The following is a 17,291-nucleotide window of genomic DNA, read 5'->3' on the forward strand; positions in this document are numbered from 1 at the left end:
AAATTTGTATTTAATTTAGATTATTCTAATTAGTTAAAGAAATTCCTGCTGTTAAAAAGAAAAAGACTTGACTGTTTTTACACAATCAAGTCTTTGTTAGACAATCCTATACTTATTTTACGGTTTTTGCCATAAGTTCAGCTAGTTTATTGGCAAATCCAATCGGATCTTCTGGGGATAGACCTTCAATCAAGAGAGCCTGATCATAGAGAAGTCGGCAATAATCAGCAAACTGCTCCGAAGAAGCATCTGTTTCGTAGAGATCTTTTAAAACGTTAAATAAAGCATGCTGCGGATTTAATTCTAAAATGCGGCTTGCTTTCATCATAGTCCGGTTCATTTCAGACAAGATATGTTCCATCGATAAGCTGATGCCTTGATCACTGCTGACAAGGCATACAGCACTTGATTTTAAGCGAGTGCTGATTTTTACTTCGGTGACTTTGTCACCAAGCTGATCCTTAATTGCTTTAATGAGCGCTTCATTTTCCTTCGCGAGCTCTTTCGTATCTTGTTGAGTTTCCGGTGAATCAATATCTGCTAAATCTAAGTCACCGCGACTTGCGGAATGAAAGTGCTTTTCCTTATATTCACGTAACGCTTCAATAGCAAATTCATCGACGCGATCAAAGAGATATAGTATTTCCAATCCCTTTTCTTTCAGTAGTTCTAGCTGTGGTAATTTGTCAATTGTATCATAATCTTTTCCTGTAGCGTAATAGATAGCTTTTTGTTTCTCTGGCATACGGCTAATATAGTCAGCTAAAGTGGTGAGCTCTTCTTTATTCTTGGAAGAAGGGAATAGCAAAAGATCTTGCAATTTTTCCCGACTGGAAAAATCGGAATAAATACCGGCTTTTAAAGCTGTGCCGAATTCTTTCCAAAATTTCTCGTATTTAGGGCGATCATTATGTAGGAGGCGTTCTAACGATTTGAGTACGCTTTTCTCTAAATTTTTGCCAATGAGTTTAAGCTGTTTGCTATGCTGTAATAATTCCCGGGAAATATTTAAGGAAAAGTCCGGTGAATCAACGAGACCGCAAACAAAGCGAAGGTAAGGCGGCAGCAAGTCTTTGCAGTTTTCCATAACAAAAACATGTTTGGAATACAATGAAATTTTTGAAGCTGCGTCACGTTCATAAAAATCGAAAGGTGCATGAGCCGGGATAAAGAGCAAAGTGGTATATTCGACAGCTCCTTCAACACGAGAGTGAATGACCTCTAATGGCTCTTCCCAATCATGGAATTGACTTTGATAGAATTTTTGATATTCTTCTTGGGTAATTTCATTTTTACTACGCGACCAGAGCGGTGTCATAGAATTTAAAGTCCGCACTTCCACTGATTCTGTTTCTGGGGCATCCTCGATAACCTTTCCTTCGTTATCAAGCGGTTTTTCTTTGTGGATGAAATTCATCTTTATAGGATAGCGAATATAATCGGAATACTTCTTGATTAGATTTTGCAATGTATAGCGTTCTAGAAAATTTTCCTCGCCAGCTTCTTTACCGCAGAAGGCGTCATGAAGCGTTAAAATAATTGTAGTGCCGCGAGTGTCTTTGTCAAATTCCTCAATCGTATAAGTTCCGTCGCCTGCTGATTCCCATTTTACACCCTTTTCTTGTCCGGGAGCTCGTGTCAGAAGCGTGACTTTTTGGGCAACCATAAAGGCGGAATAAAAGCCGACACCAAATTGGCCAATCAGCTCTGTATCAGAATTTGTGCCTGATTCTTTCATTTTAGCTAAAAAGGCCTTTGTACCTGATTGAGCAATTGTACCGATAGTGGCGATGACTTCGTCATAGGTCATGCCCATGCCATTGTCAGAAATCGTTAATGTTTTTGTACTTTCATCAGGGGATAGCAGAATTTCAAAGGTATCATTTCCTTCTAGTAAATTCTGATCGGTTAACGATGCAAACCGAACTTTATCAATGGCATCCGAGGCATTGGAGACCAATTCACGCAAAAAAATCTCTTTGTTTGTATAGATGGAATGGATCATTAAATCGAGAAGTTGTTTCGTTTCAGTTTGAAATTCGCGCGTTTCTTTTGCTTTAATTTCCTGTGTCACGGTAAAGCCTCCTAAAAGTATGGTGATTCTGTACTCTATTATTTTGCGAAATTCCCAACAAAATGGCAAGTAAAAATTTCCCATATCGGGAAATTTTCATTGACAGAGTTGTAGTTCCATGCTATTTTATATTAAAACAAATACGCTAAGTAGCTGATCAGAAATACTGAAGGCTCATTGTATCTTTTGAAAAATAAGGTGCAGTGGCCTTTTTTTGTTGTTTTATTTAAATGAACGGGGGGATTGTGATGAATACTCTATCTGATAAGCTGGCGAAGCTTGAAACAATGCTTCGTAGTTATGAAAGTGTAGTCATCGGTTTTTCTGGTGGGGTCGACAGTACTTTTTTAGCCGCCGCTGCTTATAAAATATTAGGTGAAAAAGCTCTTGCAGTTACTGCTTACTCAGCAACCTTGCCGCAAAGCGAAAAAACTGCTGCTATAGCGGTAGCCAAAGAAATTGGCATTCGTCACGAGTTGCTGCCAATTGATGAACTCGCTAGCCCTGACTTTAGAGAAAATGACGCAGATCGCTGCTATCATTGTAAAACACTGCGGTTTTCTGCGTTGGTATCCTGGGCTAGACAACATGAGTTTCAATGGATACTCGAAGGATCAAATCAAGATGACCTCGGCGACTATCGACCAGGCATACAAGCTGTTTCAGAATTGGATCAAGTCGCATCGCCTCTGCTAGAAGCTGGTTTCACCAAAAAAGAAATTCGTCAACTTTCGAAAAAGTGGGGGCTGGCAACCTGGAATAAACCAAGCGCAGCCTGTTTGTCGTCTAGGGTGGCTTATGGCGAAGCGATAACTGCGGAAAAGCTTGGACAAATAGAGCAAGCCGAAGAGTATATCAGAAAGTTTTGTTCTGGTTCGATACGAGTGCGTCACCATGGGCAGGTAGCTCGCATTGAAGTCGAAGCGGAATGGATCCCCAGTTTATGTCAGGATAAAGTACGAGAGCAAATTGTAGTCGAGTTTAGGCGTCTTGGCTTTACTTTTATAACAATCGATCTTAACGGCTATCAAACAGGCAGTATGAATGCTTTGCTGCAACAGAATTGATAAAATGATATAAATTACCGAATAAACTCTTATCTAGAGTGGTCGAGGGACTGGCCCGATGACGCCCGGCAACCGGCTTTTTAGCAAGGTGCCAATTCCAGCAGGAAATTTCCTGAACGATGAGAGAAGCGCAGAAACGTAAGAGCTTCTTTCAAAGGGGCTCTTACGTTTTATTTTTTAGTCTAAGGGAGAGAAAACAGTATGCTAGAAAAACAAAATCAAATTTCGGTAAAGCAACTGGACCAGATTTTAGCTATTTTGCAGCAAGTGTATCATGGACATCTTACGCTCACTTGGCAGAATTTCCGTTTGATTCAGATTGAACGCAATGAAAAAATTCGTCCTGATGAATCGTTAGGCTCATTTCGTAAAAATAGTGAACGTAGTAAGGAGTTTAAAGCGGTGCGCAAGGGGCTGGAAGAAGCCTGTGAAGGAATTGAGTATGGTCAGGTTACTATCGTAGTGAAAACAGGGAAAGTCGTCCAGATTGATCGGACTGAAAAACAACGTTTTACTGCTTTGGCAGGACTTGATGGCGATGGTATTTAGATTAAAACCACGGTATAATGAAACAAACTTGATTCATTATCGTAGAAAGAAAGGCGGCCACCATGATCTATGACATCGTAATTAGCGATGGTTTGCTTATTGATCCTGAAAGAGGGATGCGACGACGTGGCAATATAGGAATTTTCAACGGGAAAATTGCGGCAATTACATCAGAAGAATTACAAGGACGCGAGGTTCTCTCTGTGGCAGGGCGGATTGTTTCGCCAGGATTTATTGATATTCATGGTCATGTAGATCTTGACGATTATTGCGGTGAATTATCTTTGCGGCAAGGAATTACAACAACGATTGGCGGTAATTGTGGACTTGGCCCGCTTGATATAGAAGCGTTTTTTTCCGCGCAAGAAAAGCAGGGGTTTATTCTTCATCAAGCGGAAATGATTGGTCATTCGATTAGTTTGCGAAAAGCTGTCGGAGCATTGGATCCTTTGCAGCCAGCTACGGAAGAGCAGCTACAGCAAATGGAACTCTTTGTAGAACGAGCTTTTATTGAAGGGGCCTGCGGCTTGTCACTCGGGTTAGCCTATGCGCCGGGGACATCTGAGGCAGAAGTTATACGTTTGAGCCAAATTGCCGCTCGCTATGGACGGGTTATATCAATTGACACAAGAATGATTACTGCAATTGATATGTTTTCTTTAGTGGAAGCGATCCAAATTGCACGGCAAACTGGGGCGAGAATTCAGGTGTCTCATTTAGTTTATCAATATGGTACCGGTATGGTAGCCGAGGCATTGGCGCTCATTAACCAAGCGCGCGCTAGCGGGATTGACATTCGTTTTGACAGCGGTATGTATACACAGTGGGCGACGCACATTGGAGCTGTATTATTTAATGAAGAGTCCATGGCGTTAAATGGCTGGGGATTGGAAGATATTCTTGTAGTTACCGGAAAATATAACGGTCAACGATTGACGCCCGCTATTTATGAAGAATTGCGTAATGTAGATCCAGGGGCTTCTGTAGTTGTTCTTACAGGTATTGAAGAAGAAATTTATGAGGCTTTGCGTCATCCTTTTGCTATGCCATCCACCGATACTGGCCCTTATGCTAAAGGCGAAGGCCATCCCCAGATTGCCGGTAGCTTCCCGCGTTATTTGCGTAAGCTTGTGCGTGAAAATTACGAATTGAGCTTACTTGAAGCGTTGCGCAAAGCCACGTATTTACCTGCTGAGACGTTGGGCCTTACTTATAAAGGTCGGTTGCAGGAGGGCATGGATGCTGATATTACGATTTTTGATATTCGCACGATTTGCGATAAAGCTGATTTTGGAAGACCCGATGCCTGGCCGGAAGGGATTGATTATGTTTTGCTCGATGGACAGATCGTTTTTGCTGACGGTAAAATTCTAAGTCGTTGCGCCGGTAAAGCGGTACGTTCTCATTATCCTGTTTATGATTATCAAATATAATAAAACTTATGCAGCTGCACAATAAGGCAGCTGCATTTTTCTTGGGAAAATTCAGTTATTTGATTTGATAGACAGGAGAGTGGAAAAATATGTCGAATTAAAACGGAAAAAGAAGTATGGTGTTTTGCTTATAGGAAAGGGAGGTTTGTAAGATGAACGCAAGTACTGTTTCTTGGCAACGATGGCTATGGCAGAGAAGTACATTAGTCATTCTATTATTTGCGTTTCTCTTACTTTCCTTAGTTTGGGGCGGACTTTATTATAAAATACGGGCGGAACAGCAAATTGAGATTGAGCAGGCTATAAAAGAAACAAGCAATTTTGCCCGCGCCTTTGAGGAACATTCACTTCGGACGATTCGCAGTGCCGATCAAACGGTGCTGTTTTTAAAATATCAATATGAAACAGATGGGGCGATCATTAGCATTCCTCGTTATATTAATGAGGGTCGGTTGACCAATCAGCCCTTTGTATTATTGAGCATTGCTGGCGAGAATGGTGATTTATTATTAAGCAGCCAAGTGCCTTTTGTGCCCTCTAATTTAAAAGATCGAGAACATTTTTTTGTGCATCAAAAAGCAGATACGAATCAATTATTCATTAGCAAACCTGTTCTTGGCCGATCTTCCGGTAAATGGTCGATACAAATGACACGGCGTATTAATAAGCCCGATAAATCTTTTGGCGGGGTAGTTATCGTTTCCGTTGATTTAAATTACTTTACGAACTTTTACCGTCAGGTTCATTTAGGTGATAAATCATCGATTGCCCTTGTAGGTTTTGACGGGATTGTCAGAGCTAGGCAGGCTGGCGAAGATCATACTGCAGGACAAGATTTAACGGGAAGTGCTTTGTTGCAACAAATTCAAACACAAGAGTCAGGGTCTTTTATTGGCGAAGGGGCCCTTGATCCTGTGAAGCGTATTTACAGTTATCATGTATTGCCAGATTATCCTTTGGCTGTTGTAGTGGGGATTGCCGAAGAGGAGGTTTTGGCAAGCTTACATGAAAGAATCATCGCTTACTATCAGGTCGTTGGCGCGCTTACTTTTATTCTTTTGTTGTTTATTTGTCTACTGCTCTTAGTGATACGGCGGCAAAAGCGGACAGAAATGTATTTGGCTGCCGCTCGTGACGAGCTAGAAGAGAAGGTGAAGGAGCGGACGAAACAGCTTTTTACTGTCAATGGACAACTTACGGGGAAAAACCAGGAATTGCTTGAAATCAACACCGAATTACAAAAGGAAGTCCATGATCGGGAAGCTGCCGAAGGCGAACTGAAAGTCAAAAATGTGGAACTGGAAAATGCCTACAGTGAATTGAAAAATGCGCAATCGCAAATTCTTCATCAGGAAAAAATGGCTTCGATAGGCCAGCTAGCAGCTGGAATTGCTCATGAAATTAATAATCCCTTAGGATTTGTACTTAGCAACTACGAAACCCTTGAAGAATATACAAAACGCCTTATTGAAATGATTGCTGCTTTAAAAAAGGTAGCAGAAGAAGCTAGAAATCAGGATCCTGAAAGACTGAAGCAGTCCTTACAAAACTTGAGCACCTTAATGAAAAAGAAGAAAATTGATTACATTTTAACAGATATTGAACCGGCTTTTTCGGAGAGCCTGGAAGGGCTTCAGCGGGTTGGCAGCATTGTTAAAGCCTTACGAGCCTTTTCACGTAGTGATCAAAGCGGTAGTTGGGAAGCTTATGACTTAAATGAAGGAATTCAAAGCTCACTAGTTGTTTGCCGAAATGAATTCAAATATATTGCGGCAGTAGACCTTCAGTTAGGCGATATTCCGCTGATTCAAGCTGTGGGAGGGCAGATTAATCAAGTATTGTTAAATCTGCTGCTAAATGCCGCCCAAGCAATTACTATGAAAGAAGGGGAAAGCATACCTTGGGGGAAAATCGTAATCGAGACATATGTACGCGATTCTTTTGTTTGCTGTTCGATTCGTGATAATGGTAGCGGGATACCCGAGGAAATTGGCCAAGATATTTTTAATCCCTTTTTTACGACAAAGCCTGTTGGTAGCGGTACAGGGCTTGGGCTTAGTATTTCTTACGATATTATTGTGAATAAACATCATGGTAAAATTTCATTTACAAGTAAACTGAATGAGGGTACGCAATTTTTGCTGGAATTGCCGCTAAAACAAACGGAGCAAGAATAAGAATTAACATAAGAAAGTCGGTGATGACGATGAAAATGTTAGTTGTTGATGATGAACGCTTCAATCTTACCTTAGCTAAGGATTTAATTGAGGCGCACATTCCAGGCAGTGATGTTCTAACTTGCAAACTTCCTGAAACTGTCATAGATTTGTTGCGGGATCAGGAAATTGATATTATTTTACTTGATATTGTTATGCCTAAGTTGAATGGTATGGAACTTTTACAGCAGATTCGTCGCCATGATGAATATAAGGATATTCAAATTATTATGTTTACAGGATTAACCGATAAAGAAAGTTTTCGGACTTGTTTTGAATATGGGGCCAATGATTATATTGGAAAGCCAATTGACGTTATTGAATTTACCACAAGGATGAGAGCTGCCGTAGAGGCGCGAAAACGAATTCTCATGTTGCGTGATATGTTTGATCAAATGTCTCAGCAATATCAAGAGCTGCAAGCGGTAACCCAGAAACTGAAAGAAGCGCAGTTTCATTTGATTCAGTCAGAGAAGCTAGCTTCTCTGGGGGAAATTGCCGCAGGAGTGGCTCATGAAATCAATAATCCGATTGGATTTGTCAGCAGTAATCTGGAGATTATGGCGAAATATCTTACTCGTATTCAGGAAGTTATCGAACTTTATCGATCCTTTGTTGATTTCGCTGCTGATGAGCAAAGCACCAAGGAGCAGTTGCTTGAGGTAATTCCATCTTTGCGTGAAGGCGAGAAAAGTCATAAAATCACTCGAGTATTAGCTGATTTTGGTCCGACGATTGCCGAATCGCAAGATGGTGTGAATCGTGTGGCTAAAATCGTTCGGAGTTTGCGGAATTTTGCCCGGACAGGCTTAGAAGATGAAATTGCCATGCATGATATGAATCAGATTGTAGAAGAAGCACTGTTGATTACTAAAAACGAAGTGAAATATACGGCGGAAGTAGAGAAGAACATGCAAGATTTACCTGAAATAAAATGCGATAAAGGTCAGATTGCTCAGGTATTGATGAATATTCTTGTCAATGCGTCTCATGCGATCAAAAGTCAACACAAAGAGGGCATGGGAAAAATTACGGTGGAAACGTATGTAGAGGATGTTTTTGCCGTATGTAAAATTACTGATGATGGTCCTGGCATTCCACCGGAGTATTTGACTCGAATCTTTGATCCCTTTTTTACGACCAAAGAGGTGGGCAGTGGTACTGGTCTTGGCCTTAGTATTGCTTATGGCATTATTAATAAACATGGTGGACAATTTTTAGTGGAGAGCCAGATCGGCCATGGTGCTTCATTTTTTATAAAAATTCCCTATGGAGAAAGAAATATAGATGAAGTGGTTTCATAAGCGAGAAACGGGAAAGAGGGGGACAAAAAGAAGATGGAAGATCGTATTTTATTTGTAGATGATGAAAAATCAATACTGAAAGCCATTGAGCGGCTCTTTTTTGATACAGATTACGAGTTGTTCGTAGCCGAAAGCGGCGAAGAAGGATTAGATATTTTAAAAGAAAATCCCATTGATATTGTTGTCTCCGACATGCGCATGCCAGGTATGGATGGACACCAGTTTTTAAAAAAAGTCAAAGCGCTCTATCCAGCTACCACAAGGTTAGTTTTAAGCGGTTATGCCGATGAAAAGGAAATTCTTGATAGTCTCATTGATGGATCCAATAGTTTATATTTGTTTAAACCGTGGAATGGAGAGGATTTGAAGAAGAAGATTGAGCAAATTTTTACAGCTCGTAAAATTTATCGTAATCCTATTTTGCTGAATCTTGTCAACGGATTGGAAAATCTCGCTGTTGTCACGGGAATTTATGATTCTGTAGGCGAGCTAATTGCCAAAGATGCCGAAGCAAGTGCGATTGCCAAAGTGATTGAAACAGATCCTGCCGTTACAGCAGCTATTTTACGAGTCGTAAATTCAGCGTTTTATAACGTAAAAACAGCTTCTGTTTTACAGGCTATTAACTATTTAGGTCTCTCTATTGTCAAATCAATAGTGCTTTCTTGCAGTCTCTTTAAACTCGTTGATTTGTCAATACCGCCTTTTTCGGTAGAAGAATTGACAAGACATGCTAATCTGACCAATCGCTTTATGAGTAAAATCTATCGAGAATTACTCCAAAAGAAAATGCCTGACAACTTATCAACAGCTGGACTTTTACATAACTTAGGCCTCGTTTTATGCATCCATTATTTCGCGAATGACTACCAAGAAGTGTTGAAAGCCGCTTTACAAACAGATACGCTTGTTTTAACAGAACTTGAGAAAGAGCGTCTTGGTGTTACTCATGAAGAGATGGGCGGCTATTTGCTTGATTGGTGGGGAATTCCTTATCCTATTGTAGAATGTGCTTTATTTCATCATCAGCCGCTTCATAGTGCCGTTATTGATCGCGAAGCCGTAAGCGCCGTCCATTTGGCCAATTATTATGCCTGGAAATTGATTGCGCCAGAATTACAAACCCCTTTGGAGGAAGGCGTTTTTGACTTTTTGCAAATTGCTCAGTCTGACTGTGAAGCGGTTCTGTTGCAAGATTAAAGGAAAAGTATATTTGTAATAATACAATTCTATACTTGCTATCGATTCCTAATGGAAAATAAATTTTAATATCTTATTAGTTTCCCCGTATCTTTTTACTAGCTTTCTATGACTAAGTAGATAGAAAGAAAAGAGGGGGAACTTACTATGATGGAAAAACGATACTATGAATGGAGTCTTTTATTGCTCCGTCTTACTTTAGGCATTATTTTCTTAGCCCATGGCTGGCAGAAAATAAATGGGTTTGAGCAAGTAGCAAAATTTTTTGCTTCCCTAGGATTGCCAGGCTTTTTAATCTACTTTGTTGTGACGATAGAAACGCTTGGGGGGTTGTTCCTACTGCTGGGAATCTTCACGCGGCTGGCAGCTGTTGGCATTGCAGCGGTTATGGTTGGCGCTATCGCTACGGTGAAAGCGCAGGCTGGTTTGGTTGGCGGTTATGAATTTGAACTAACTTTGTTGATTGGTGCGGTTGCATTGGCTCTTTCAGGCAGTGAATTGTTTTCGGTACAAACTCTATGGAAAAAAAATAGACAAAATTAAAGCTTTGCAATAGGGGCCGCAAGCGAGAATTTTTTCGCGCTTGTGGTCCTTAATTTTTTTCTGAGTAGAAAACAGGAAAATGACGGTTTTTTCGCAAAATTATATAAGATCAGTAAAAACGAGTTTGTATTTACATTTTGCACGAACATCAGAGAGGGGCTAAAAAATGTTACATTTACGAAGAACGGCATTAAGCGATAAAGAGTCTTGGCAGCAGGCTGGGATTGAAACAATTGCTTTTGATGATGCTAAAATGCGAACTAATACAAAAGAAAGACCCAATTGGGTACACTTCGGCGGCGGTAATATTTTTCGCGCTTTTTTAGCCGCGATTCATCAAGAATTGTTAAATGACGGAAAGGTTGATACTGGGATTGTAGCTGTATCAACCTATGATTTGGAAATTATCGAAAAGGTTTATGAACCTTATGAGAATCTAAGCTTACTGGCGGTGATGCATGCTGATGGCAGTCTTGACAAGAAAGTGATTGCCAGTGTAGCCGAAGGCCTGTTAGGAGATTCATCTCGCCCAACTGATTGGCAGAGATTATGCGAGATTTTTCAAAATCCATCTTTACAAATGGTAAGTTTTACGATTACCGAAAAAGGGTATCAACTAACGGATTTATCGGGAAGTTATTTGCCGGAAGTTTTGCAAGATATGCAAAACGGACCTAAGGCGCCTGTTCATGTTATGGCCAAAGTGGCTGCCCTTGCTTTAGCGCGCTATGAGCAAGGCGAATTACCTATTGCTTTTGTAAGTATGGATAATTGCTCGCATAACGGTGATAAATTAGCGGAAGCAGTATTAACATTTGCGCAGGCTTGGGAAAAACAAGGATTTGTACCAAGTCAGTTTGTTACTTATTTGCAAAATCGCCAAAAGGTCGCTTTTCCCTGGACGATGATTGATAAAATTACGCCAAGACCTTCCGAAATAGTTCAGAAAAAGCTCCATGACTGCGGCTTTGGCGATACGGAACTGATTCGTACGAAGAAGAATACTTTTATTGCTCCCTTTGTAAATGCTGAAGGTCCACAATACTTAGTGATCGAAGATCATTTTCCCAATGGGCGCATGCCTTTAGAAGATGTCGGTGTTTTATTTACTGATCGACAGACTGTAGAGAAAGTTGAAAAAATGAAGGTTACAACTTGCCTTAATCCTCTGCATACGGCTCTCGCTGTTTTTGGCTGTTTGCTTGGTTATACTTTGATTGCCGATGAAATGAAAGATCCGGAGCTAAAGCAACTGGTTGAAAAAATAGGATATGATGAAGGCATGCCTGTAGTAGTAGATCCGGAAATTCTAAAGCCGATGTCTTTTATTCAGGAAGTACTAGAGGTGCGTTTGCCGAATCCCTACATTCCTGATACACCACAGCGGATTGCTACAGATACTTCGCAAAAAGTTGGTGTGCGATTTGGTGAAACCATCAAAGCTTATCAAAAAAGTGATTCTTTACGGCCAGAAGATTTGCGGTTTATTCCTTTAGCTATTGCCGGTTGGTGCCGCTACTTGCTTGCTATTGATGACCAAGGGAAGCCTTTTGAGCTTAGCCCCGACCCCTTAGCGGAAAAATTGACTGCTTATTTTCAGCAAGTAAAGCTAGGAGATACTGACTGCTTAAAAATTCATGAAGCTCTTGCACCCATCTTAAGCAATGAAGACTTGTTTGGCATTAATCTATATGAGGCAGGTCTCGGCAATAAAATTGAAGAATATTTTGCTGCGATGATTGAAGGCAGCGGCGCGGTACGAAAAACGTTGCAACAGGAACTTGCGAAATAACCGGAAAGGAACTGTCATGAACGAACAAGTATATTTAGCACTTGGGATGGAAAAAGCCAAAGATGCTAAGTGGCATGAAGCAAAGACAGCTTTTTCAAAAGCTATCGAAGAAAACCCTCAGTCCTATGAAGCTTATGATAAATTAGGCCTTGTTTTGAAGAACCTAAAATGCTATGAAGAAGCGGAGGAGTATTTTCTTACTGCGCTAAAACTGATGCCAAAGTATGCTCCAGCCTATAACAATTTAGGTATATTGAAGACAGAACAAGAGGATATAAAAGGGGCAAAAGCGGCTTTTCAAAGGGCAATCCAAATTCAAGACGATTATATAGACGCTTATTATAACTTAGGATTGCTGTATTATGGAATTGGCGAACTTGAGGAAGCGCTTGCCGTCTTTGACATTCTTTTGACCATGGCGCCGCAGTTGCATGAAATTCACACGTTAAAAGGCGCTGTATTGGAAAAGCTTGAGCGTCTAGAAGAAGCGGAACGGGCGTTTCAAGAGTCTGATAAGCAAGATCCTAAACAAATTTTCAATCTGCTTGCTTTGGGCAATCTGCAGTATCGAGTCGGACAATGGGAAAAAGCCGAACTGAGTTTTTTTCGAGTGATTCAAATTGATCCTAACCATGCTGACGCGCATTTGAAAATGGCTTTAGCGGTAAAAGAGCAGAAGCGGCTACCTGAGGCCGAGGCCTTGCTTCGCCAGGCATTGCTTTTACAGCCTGAATTTCCTGAAGCTTGTAATGCTCTAGGAATTGTTTTAGCAGAAATGAAAAATTTAGGTGATGCAATTTCTTTTTTCTGTCAAGCAATTGAACAAAATAAAGAGTATGCTGAAGCCTATGGCAATTTAGGAATGGCTCTTAAGGAAACACATGGGCTTGCTGAGGCTGAAGCTTGTTTATTGCGGGCAATTGAGCTTAAGCCCGATTATTTGGAAGGATACAATAATCTGGGAATTGTTTTAAAAGACCAGAATCGAGTTGATGAGGCTAAGACATGCTTTTTGAAGGCTCTGTCATTAAATGAGAATTGTTCAGAAGTACATCATAATTTGGGAAATCTCTGTCGATATATGAATCAACTTGATGAAGCGGAGGCTTTCTATGAAAAAGCGATTACTTTGAACCCCGCTTGCTTGATTGCGAAATGCTCCTTAGCCATTATTTATTTGTTGCGAGGCGATTATGAACGTGGTTGGAAAAATTTTGAGATTCGTTATCTAATTGGCGAATCTTTTGATCCGAAATTACCCCGCTGGCATGGGGAGGACTTATCTGACAAAAGTATTTTAATTTATTTTGATCAGGGGTTTGGTGATACTCTGCAATTTATTCGTTTTGCCTATTTAGTGGCAGCTAAGGCCAAACATACAACTGTATGGGTGCAAACACCTATCAAGCGTCTTTTAGCGGGTACGCAAGATCAGTTTACTATTTATGCTGGCAGTGACTATCCGCCGGGAAACTATGATTTTGCTTGTCCGTTGTTAAGTCTGCCCTATGAGTTCTCAATTCCTTTTGATCAAGTTAGTTTTAGATTACCCTATATTCAGTCTATGCCGTCTTTAAGGGAACAGTGGCGTATCCGCCTACAAAATGTTCTTCCGGTAGGAAAGCGGTTAAGGGTTGGTATTGTTTGGGCGGGAAACCCTAATCATGATAATGATCATAATCGTTCGATTCCTTTTTCTTTATTTAAAGATTTATTTACAGTTCCGTCAATTAATTGGGTTAGTTTGCAAGTCGGTTCAAAAGCAGCGGATATACAGGAGGCTCCCGTTGGAAGTATACTGAATCTAGCGGAAGAATTAAGTGATTTTGCAGAAACAGCTGCTGTGATTGACAACCTAGACCTAATTATTACTGTAGATTCTTCTGTATCACATTTGGCAGGCGCAATGGGAAAACCTACTTGGATTTTTATTCCCTTTTCGCCGGATTGGCGTTGGGCAATGGACCGAGAAGATACGCCGTGGTATCCTCATACTCGATTATTTCGACAAAAAACAGCCGGCGATTGGCCGACTGTAATAAAAACTGTAAAAAAAGCTTTGCTAGAGTTTAAATTAAGATAGTTTTTGCAGTTTTTCTGGAAAGGAATTGGCAAAGCAGATTGTAAATATTGTTCCGCTACTGGGGGCGCTGTCAACAGTTAAGGTAGCGCGATGTCGCTCTAAAATGCGATAGCAAATAGTAAGTCCAAGACCCGTGCCTGTCTCTTTCGTTGTCAAAAAAGGCGTTCCTAGTTTGGCTTGGATTGTTGGTGAGATCCCTGGACCGTTGTCTTTTATGGCAAGCAAGACTCCCTGGGCGGTTGACTTTGTTGCTATGACAAGTTGGCCGTGATTTTCTATCATTGCTTCAAGACCGTTGCGGACTAAATTTAGAATTAGTTGGCGAATGCTATTTGGATCAATAAGTAGATTGGGTGTTGGTGTGAGGTCTAGTTTAATTTGACAGTTATTGCGTAGTGCATCTGTTTCTAGTAGCGGATAAATCTCACAAACAATGTCATTTAGGTTTTTTTCTTTAAATTCTAATGGGCGATTTTTAGCAAGTGATAAAAATTCAGTGATAATACTATTGGCTCGATCAATTTCATCAATCATGAGACTAAAATTATCGTGATGTGCCGCCAATTCTTTCTTATGACTTAGAAACTGGAGCAATCCTCTTACTGTTGTCATGGGATTGCGAATTTCGTGGGCAATTCCGGCTGACATTTCGCCAACCATATTTAGACGATCTAGTTTACGCATCGATTCTTTTTGTTGTGTTAGATATTCGAATAGAGGCGCTAGATCAGGCCAACTAGTTGGACAGACTTCAGAAGAAGATGTGATTAGCGTTTTAGCTGTGTAATTTAGTTTGGCTTTGAAGTTCGTAAAAAAATGATGGGTGAGACTGATGCAAGCGATAACCAGGAAAACGTTTAAAAGGGTAATCAGTCGATGGAGCTGATGATCTGTATCTTCCTCAAGGGGAAGATTTGGTTCCGCTATCAGTAATAAAAAAAGCAGCAATAAAATGGATAAGATATTTCCTTCCAGTCGTAAGATGAGATCGCCATTTTTCAAAGTTCAGCACCTCTATCATTCGTAGTTTCTAATGATTGTACAAAATTTCACTTGCACCCTATAAATACCTATTCGTTCCTCAAAAGGAAAATCCTTCCTTTTGAAAGGAGGAGATTAAATCTTTTTGACTTAATTTGCTATTTCATTAAAAAAGGCTGTCTCTAGGAAGTTACAAAATCTTTTGTACTTCCTTAAAGACAGCCCTAAATTTATTGTTTGGGATATTTTGTATTCCAGCGTTTGCGAAACCAAATCCAGTCTGATGGATGGTTACGAATCGCTTCTTCAATCGCTTGCGTCATTTTTGCAGTGTTTTCATAAAGTTCTTGTGTTTCATCATCGTATCGTTCATAAGGAAAAGCTGGTTTGATAACAATTTGATGGCCTCCCTCAGGACGATGAAAAATAAAGGCCGGCACAATAATAGAACCGAACTTGCGGGCAAATACTGCCGGACCTGCTGGCGTGGCTGATTTTCGATTAAAAAAGTCAACAAAAATGCCGTCAACACCACCGTCTTCATCTGCTAAAAACCCTAGGGCTTTTCCCTTTTTTAAGGCTCGTGCCGCTTTTACAAGCTCGGCGCCACTACGATTAAATACTTCCAGCCCCATTTTTTCGCGATATTCATTGAGTAATCGCGTATAGTGAGGATTTGGTTGTGGTTTGGCGATCGTTGTAATCGGCAGTCCTGTGTTAGCTAGGACTGCGCCGAGCCACTCCCAATTACCTATATGGGCGGTAAGAAGTACCACGCCGCGTCCTTGTTCAATGGCCCCCCTTAAATGCTCCAGACCTTCAATCGCAATATGTTTTTTGATTTTTTCTGGAGTAAGGGCAGGCGTATAGAGAACTTCCATCAAGGTTTGTCCTAAATTACCAAAAACTGTATGGACGATTTGTTTCGCCTCGGACAATGAAATTTGCAGACAATCCATGCTTTGACTGATGGCACGGCGTCGTTGGCGCGCACCGACAAGATAGAAGAGGTAACCTAGACTTCGTCCAATATGGCAGACAAGCGAATAAGGTAGAAGGCAGACGAAAGCACTGATTGCCTTTAGTAGATTATATTGAAAATTTTTAAATAGCATATGTGTCTCTCCCTAGATAGACAATTAAAATAAATTTTTGACATTAGTTTAATTGTAGTTTATTTATAAATGTTTGTAAACAAAAGAGCTAAGCAACAAATATTGTCACATTTCTACTTGTTTCCGCTTTTGTTTTACGGTATAGTATAATTAAACAAAATAAATAAGTAGAACTTTACAAGCTCTACTGATTGGCAAACCTTCTGAAAGGATGGGACGCAAAGCCATGGGTCTAATGATTTTATATCGAAGACTGCCAGGTTGTATTCACGCAAAGTAAGAGCGGAATGAACAGGCAGTTTTTTTATTTTTCAAAGAGCAGGAGGATGGCGTTGAAATTATTATTTGTTACCCAAGACGAACTTTGGCTGCAACGATTGCAGGAGCAGTGCAAAAAAAAAGATTTTTGTTGCGATGTTTTTGAGGACGTCGCTGCGGCAATAAGTGCATATCGCCAACAGTCTGATGAATATAGTTTGGTTATAGTGGATTTTTCGGGAGATTTTGACGGGTTTGACTTTACGCAAAAGCTTCGTGCTGTGTCGACGAAGCAATCTATTTTAGCTGTTAATAGCATGATCGAACCACAGCTGTTGCTGAAAGCAGCACTTAGCGGAATTTCTTTTTTCTTACCGAAGGCGGTTGAAATGGACGATTTTCTGGCTTTACTATGCCAAATTAGCGATCAGTTTAAAGTGCAAAAAAAAGAACAAGATGAAAAGGACGGGCTTGCGAAAGAATATATTCGCTTACGTCGTGAATATGGTGAGATGCAGGTTCAAATTAAAAAATACGAGGCTTTGCTGGCAATGCAGCAATAAGAGCATTTGTATTCTAGAAAATAGTAAAGGGCTACCGCATATAAGAAAGATTTCGAGCCTATGTTGTGAGGGGTGCGTAAACAAATCACAAGATAAGCTAGAGTTTTTCCTTG

13 protein-coding genes and 2 riboswitches are annotated in these 17,291 nt (G+C 40.4%); of the genes, 10 read left to right on the top strand and 3 right to left on the bottom strand.

What is annotated here, in order from left to right; genetic code table 11:
* Positions 1–112 precede the first annotated feature (112 nt).
* Positions 113–2,005, bottom strand: coding sequence for a molecular chaperone HtpG (htpG, locus tag AC0MXB_RS01435; protein ID WP_474038723.1), 1,893 nt, complete (start codon positions 2,003–2,005; stop codon positions 113–115).
* A 317-nt stretch (positions 2,006–2,322) separates the two neighbouring features.
* Here htpG and larE point away from each other — a divergent pair, with 317 nt between their 5' ends.
* The 9 genes from larE to AC0MXB_RS01480 all read left to right on the top strand — a co-directional run bounded on the left by larE (position 2,323) and on the right by AC0MXB_RS01480 (position 14,261).
* The gene (gene larE, locus AC0MXB_RS01440; RefSeq protein ID WP_474037698.1) at positions 2,323–3,141 is read left to right on the top strand and encodes an ATP-dependent sacrificial sulfur transferase LarE; all 819 of its coding nucleotides are present in this window, start codon (positions 2,323–2,325) and stop codon (positions 3,139–3,141) included.
* Positions 3,142–3,167: 26 nt separating this feature from the next.
* A riboswitch (SAM riboswitch) is annotated at positions 3,168–3,267 on the top strand.
* 75 nt (positions 3,268–3,342) lie between these two features.
* Positions 3,343–3,690 (top strand): DUF2292 domain-containing protein, encoded by a 348-nt coding sequence (locus AC0MXB_RS01445; protein WP_474037699.1) that lies wholly within the window; start codon positions 3,343–3,345, stop codon positions 3,688–3,690.
* A 62-nt stretch (positions 3,691–3,752) separates the two neighbouring features.
* Positions 3,753–5,123 carry an N-acyl-D-amino-acid deacylase family protein gene (locus AC0MXB_RS01450; protein WP_474037701.1) on the top strand — a complete coding sequence of 457 codons (1,371 nt, stop codon included), beginning with the start codon at positions 3,753–3,755 and terminating at the stop codon, positions 5,121–5,123.
* 152 nt (positions 5,124–5,275) lie between these two features.
* Positions 5,276–7,300 (top strand): ATP-binding protein, encoded by a 2,025-nt coding sequence (locus tag AC0MXB_RS01455; protein WP_474037702.1) that lies wholly within the window; start codon positions 5,276–5,278, stop codon positions 7,298–7,300.
* 23 nt (positions 7,301–7,323) lie between these two features.
* On the top strand, positions 7,324–8,643 hold the full coding sequence (locus AC0MXB_RS01460; protein WP_474037703.1) for a hybrid sensor histidine kinase/response regulator: 1,320 nt from the start codon (positions 7,324–7,326) through the stop codon (positions 8,641–8,643).
* Positions 8,644–8,676: 33 nt separating this feature from the next.
* Positions 8,677–9,843: an HDOD domain-containing protein gene (locus AC0MXB_RS01465; protein ID WP_474037705.1), complete on the top strand. Its 1,167-nt coding sequence runs from the start codon at positions 8,677–8,679 to the stop codon at positions 9,841–9,843.
* A gap of 147 nt (positions 9,844–9,990) precedes the next feature.
* The gene (locus tag AC0MXB_RS01470; RefSeq protein WP_474037707.1) at positions 9,991–10,386 is read left to right on the top strand and encodes a DoxX family protein; all 396 of its coding nucleotides are present in this window, start codon (positions 9,991–9,993) and stop codon (positions 10,384–10,386) included.
* Positions 10,387–10,552: 166 nt separating this feature from the next.
* A complete protein-coding gene (locus tag AC0MXB_RS01475) occupies positions 10,553–12,178 on the top strand; it encodes a mannitol dehydrogenase family protein (protein ID WP_474037709.1) in 1,626 nt (541 codons plus the stop codon).
* A 16-nt stretch (positions 12,179–12,194) separates the two neighbouring features.
* Positions 12,195–14,261 (top strand): tetratricopeptide repeat protein, encoded by a 2,067-nt coding sequence (locus AC0MXB_RS01480; RefSeq protein WP_474037711.1) that lies wholly within the window; start codon positions 12,195–12,197, stop codon positions 14,259–14,261.
* Here AC0MXB_RS01480 and AC0MXB_RS01485 read toward each other — a convergent pair.
* Together AC0MXB_RS01485 and AC0MXB_RS01490 are read right to left on the bottom strand one after the other, a co-directional pair.
* Positions 14,253–15,263, bottom strand: a complete 1,011-nt coding sequence (locus AC0MXB_RS01485) for an ATP-binding protein (protein ID WP_474037712.1) — start codon at positions 15,261–15,263, stop codon at positions 14,253–14,255. The genes AC0MXB_RS01480 and AC0MXB_RS01485 overlap by 9 nt on opposite strands.
* A gap of 209 nt (positions 15,264–15,472) precedes the next feature.
* The gene (locus AC0MXB_RS01490; protein WP_474037714.1) at positions 15,473–16,357 is read right to left on the bottom strand and encodes a lysophospholipid acyltransferase family protein; all 885 of its coding nucleotides are present in this window, start codon (positions 16,355–16,357) and stop codon (positions 15,473–15,475) included.
* A 183-nt stretch (positions 16,358–16,540) separates the two neighbouring features.
* Positions 16,541–16,626, top strand: a riboswitch (cyclic di-GMP riboswitch).
* A gap of 63 nt (positions 16,627–16,689) precedes the next feature.
* Here AC0MXB_RS01490 and AC0MXB_RS01495 point away from each other — a divergent pair.
* The gene (locus AC0MXB_RS01495; RefSeq protein ID WP_474037716.1) at positions 16,690–17,178 is read left to right on the top strand and encodes a response regulator; all 489 of its coding nucleotides are present in this window, start codon (positions 16,690–16,692) and stop codon (positions 17,176–17,178) included.
* Positions 17,179–17,291 lie beyond the last annotated feature (113 nt).

It is taken from the genome of Pelorhabdus sp. sgz311001, assembly GCF_055901755.1.

What these genes read in the sequence shown, in the direction of transcription:
- larE (WP_474037698.1), top strand. Translation starts at nt 2,323, where the DNA reads ATGAATACTCTATCTGATAAGCTGGCGAAGCTTGAAACAATGCTTCGT.
- AC0MXB_RS01475 (WP_474037709.1), top strand. Translation starts at nt 10,553, where the DNA reads ATGTTACATTTACGAAGAACGGCATTAAGCGATAAAGAGTCTTGGCAG.
- AC0MXB_RS01450 (WP_474037701.1), top strand. Translation starts at nt 3,753, where the DNA reads ATGATCTATGACATCGTAATTAGCGATGGTTTGCTTATTGATCCTGAA.
- AC0MXB_RS01470 (WP_474037707.1), top strand. Translation starts at nt 9,991, where the DNA reads ATGATGGAAAAACGATACTATGAATGGAGTCTTTTATTGCTCCGTCTT.
- htpG (WP_474038723.1), bottom strand. Translation starts at nt 2,005, where the DNA reads ATGATCCATTCCATCTATACAAACAAAGAGATTTTTTTGCGTGAATTG.
- AC0MXB_RS01445 (WP_474037699.1), top strand. Translation starts at nt 3,343, where the DNA reads ATGCTAGAAAAACAAAATCAAATTTCGGTAAAGCAACTGGACCAGATT.
- AC0MXB_RS01490 (WP_474037714.1), bottom strand. Translation starts at nt 16,357, where the DNA reads ATGCTATTTAAAAATTTTCAATATAATCTACTAAAGGCAATCAGTGCT.
- AC0MXB_RS01480 (WP_474037711.1), top strand. Translation starts at nt 12,195, where the DNA reads ATGAACGAACAAGTATATTTAGCACTTGGGATGGAAAAAGCCAAAGAT.
- AC0MXB_RS01465 (WP_474037705.1), top strand. Translation starts at nt 8,677, where the DNA reads ATGGAAGATCGTATTTTATTTGTAGATGATGAAAAATCAATACTGAAA.
- AC0MXB_RS01460 (WP_474037703.1), top strand. Translation starts at nt 7,324, where the DNA reads ATGACGATGAAAATGTTAGTTGTTGATGATGAACGCTTCAATCTTACC.
- AC0MXB_RS01455 (WP_474037702.1), top strand. Translation starts at nt 5,276, where the DNA reads ATGAACGCAAGTACTGTTTCTTGGCAACGATGGCTATGGCAGAGAAGT.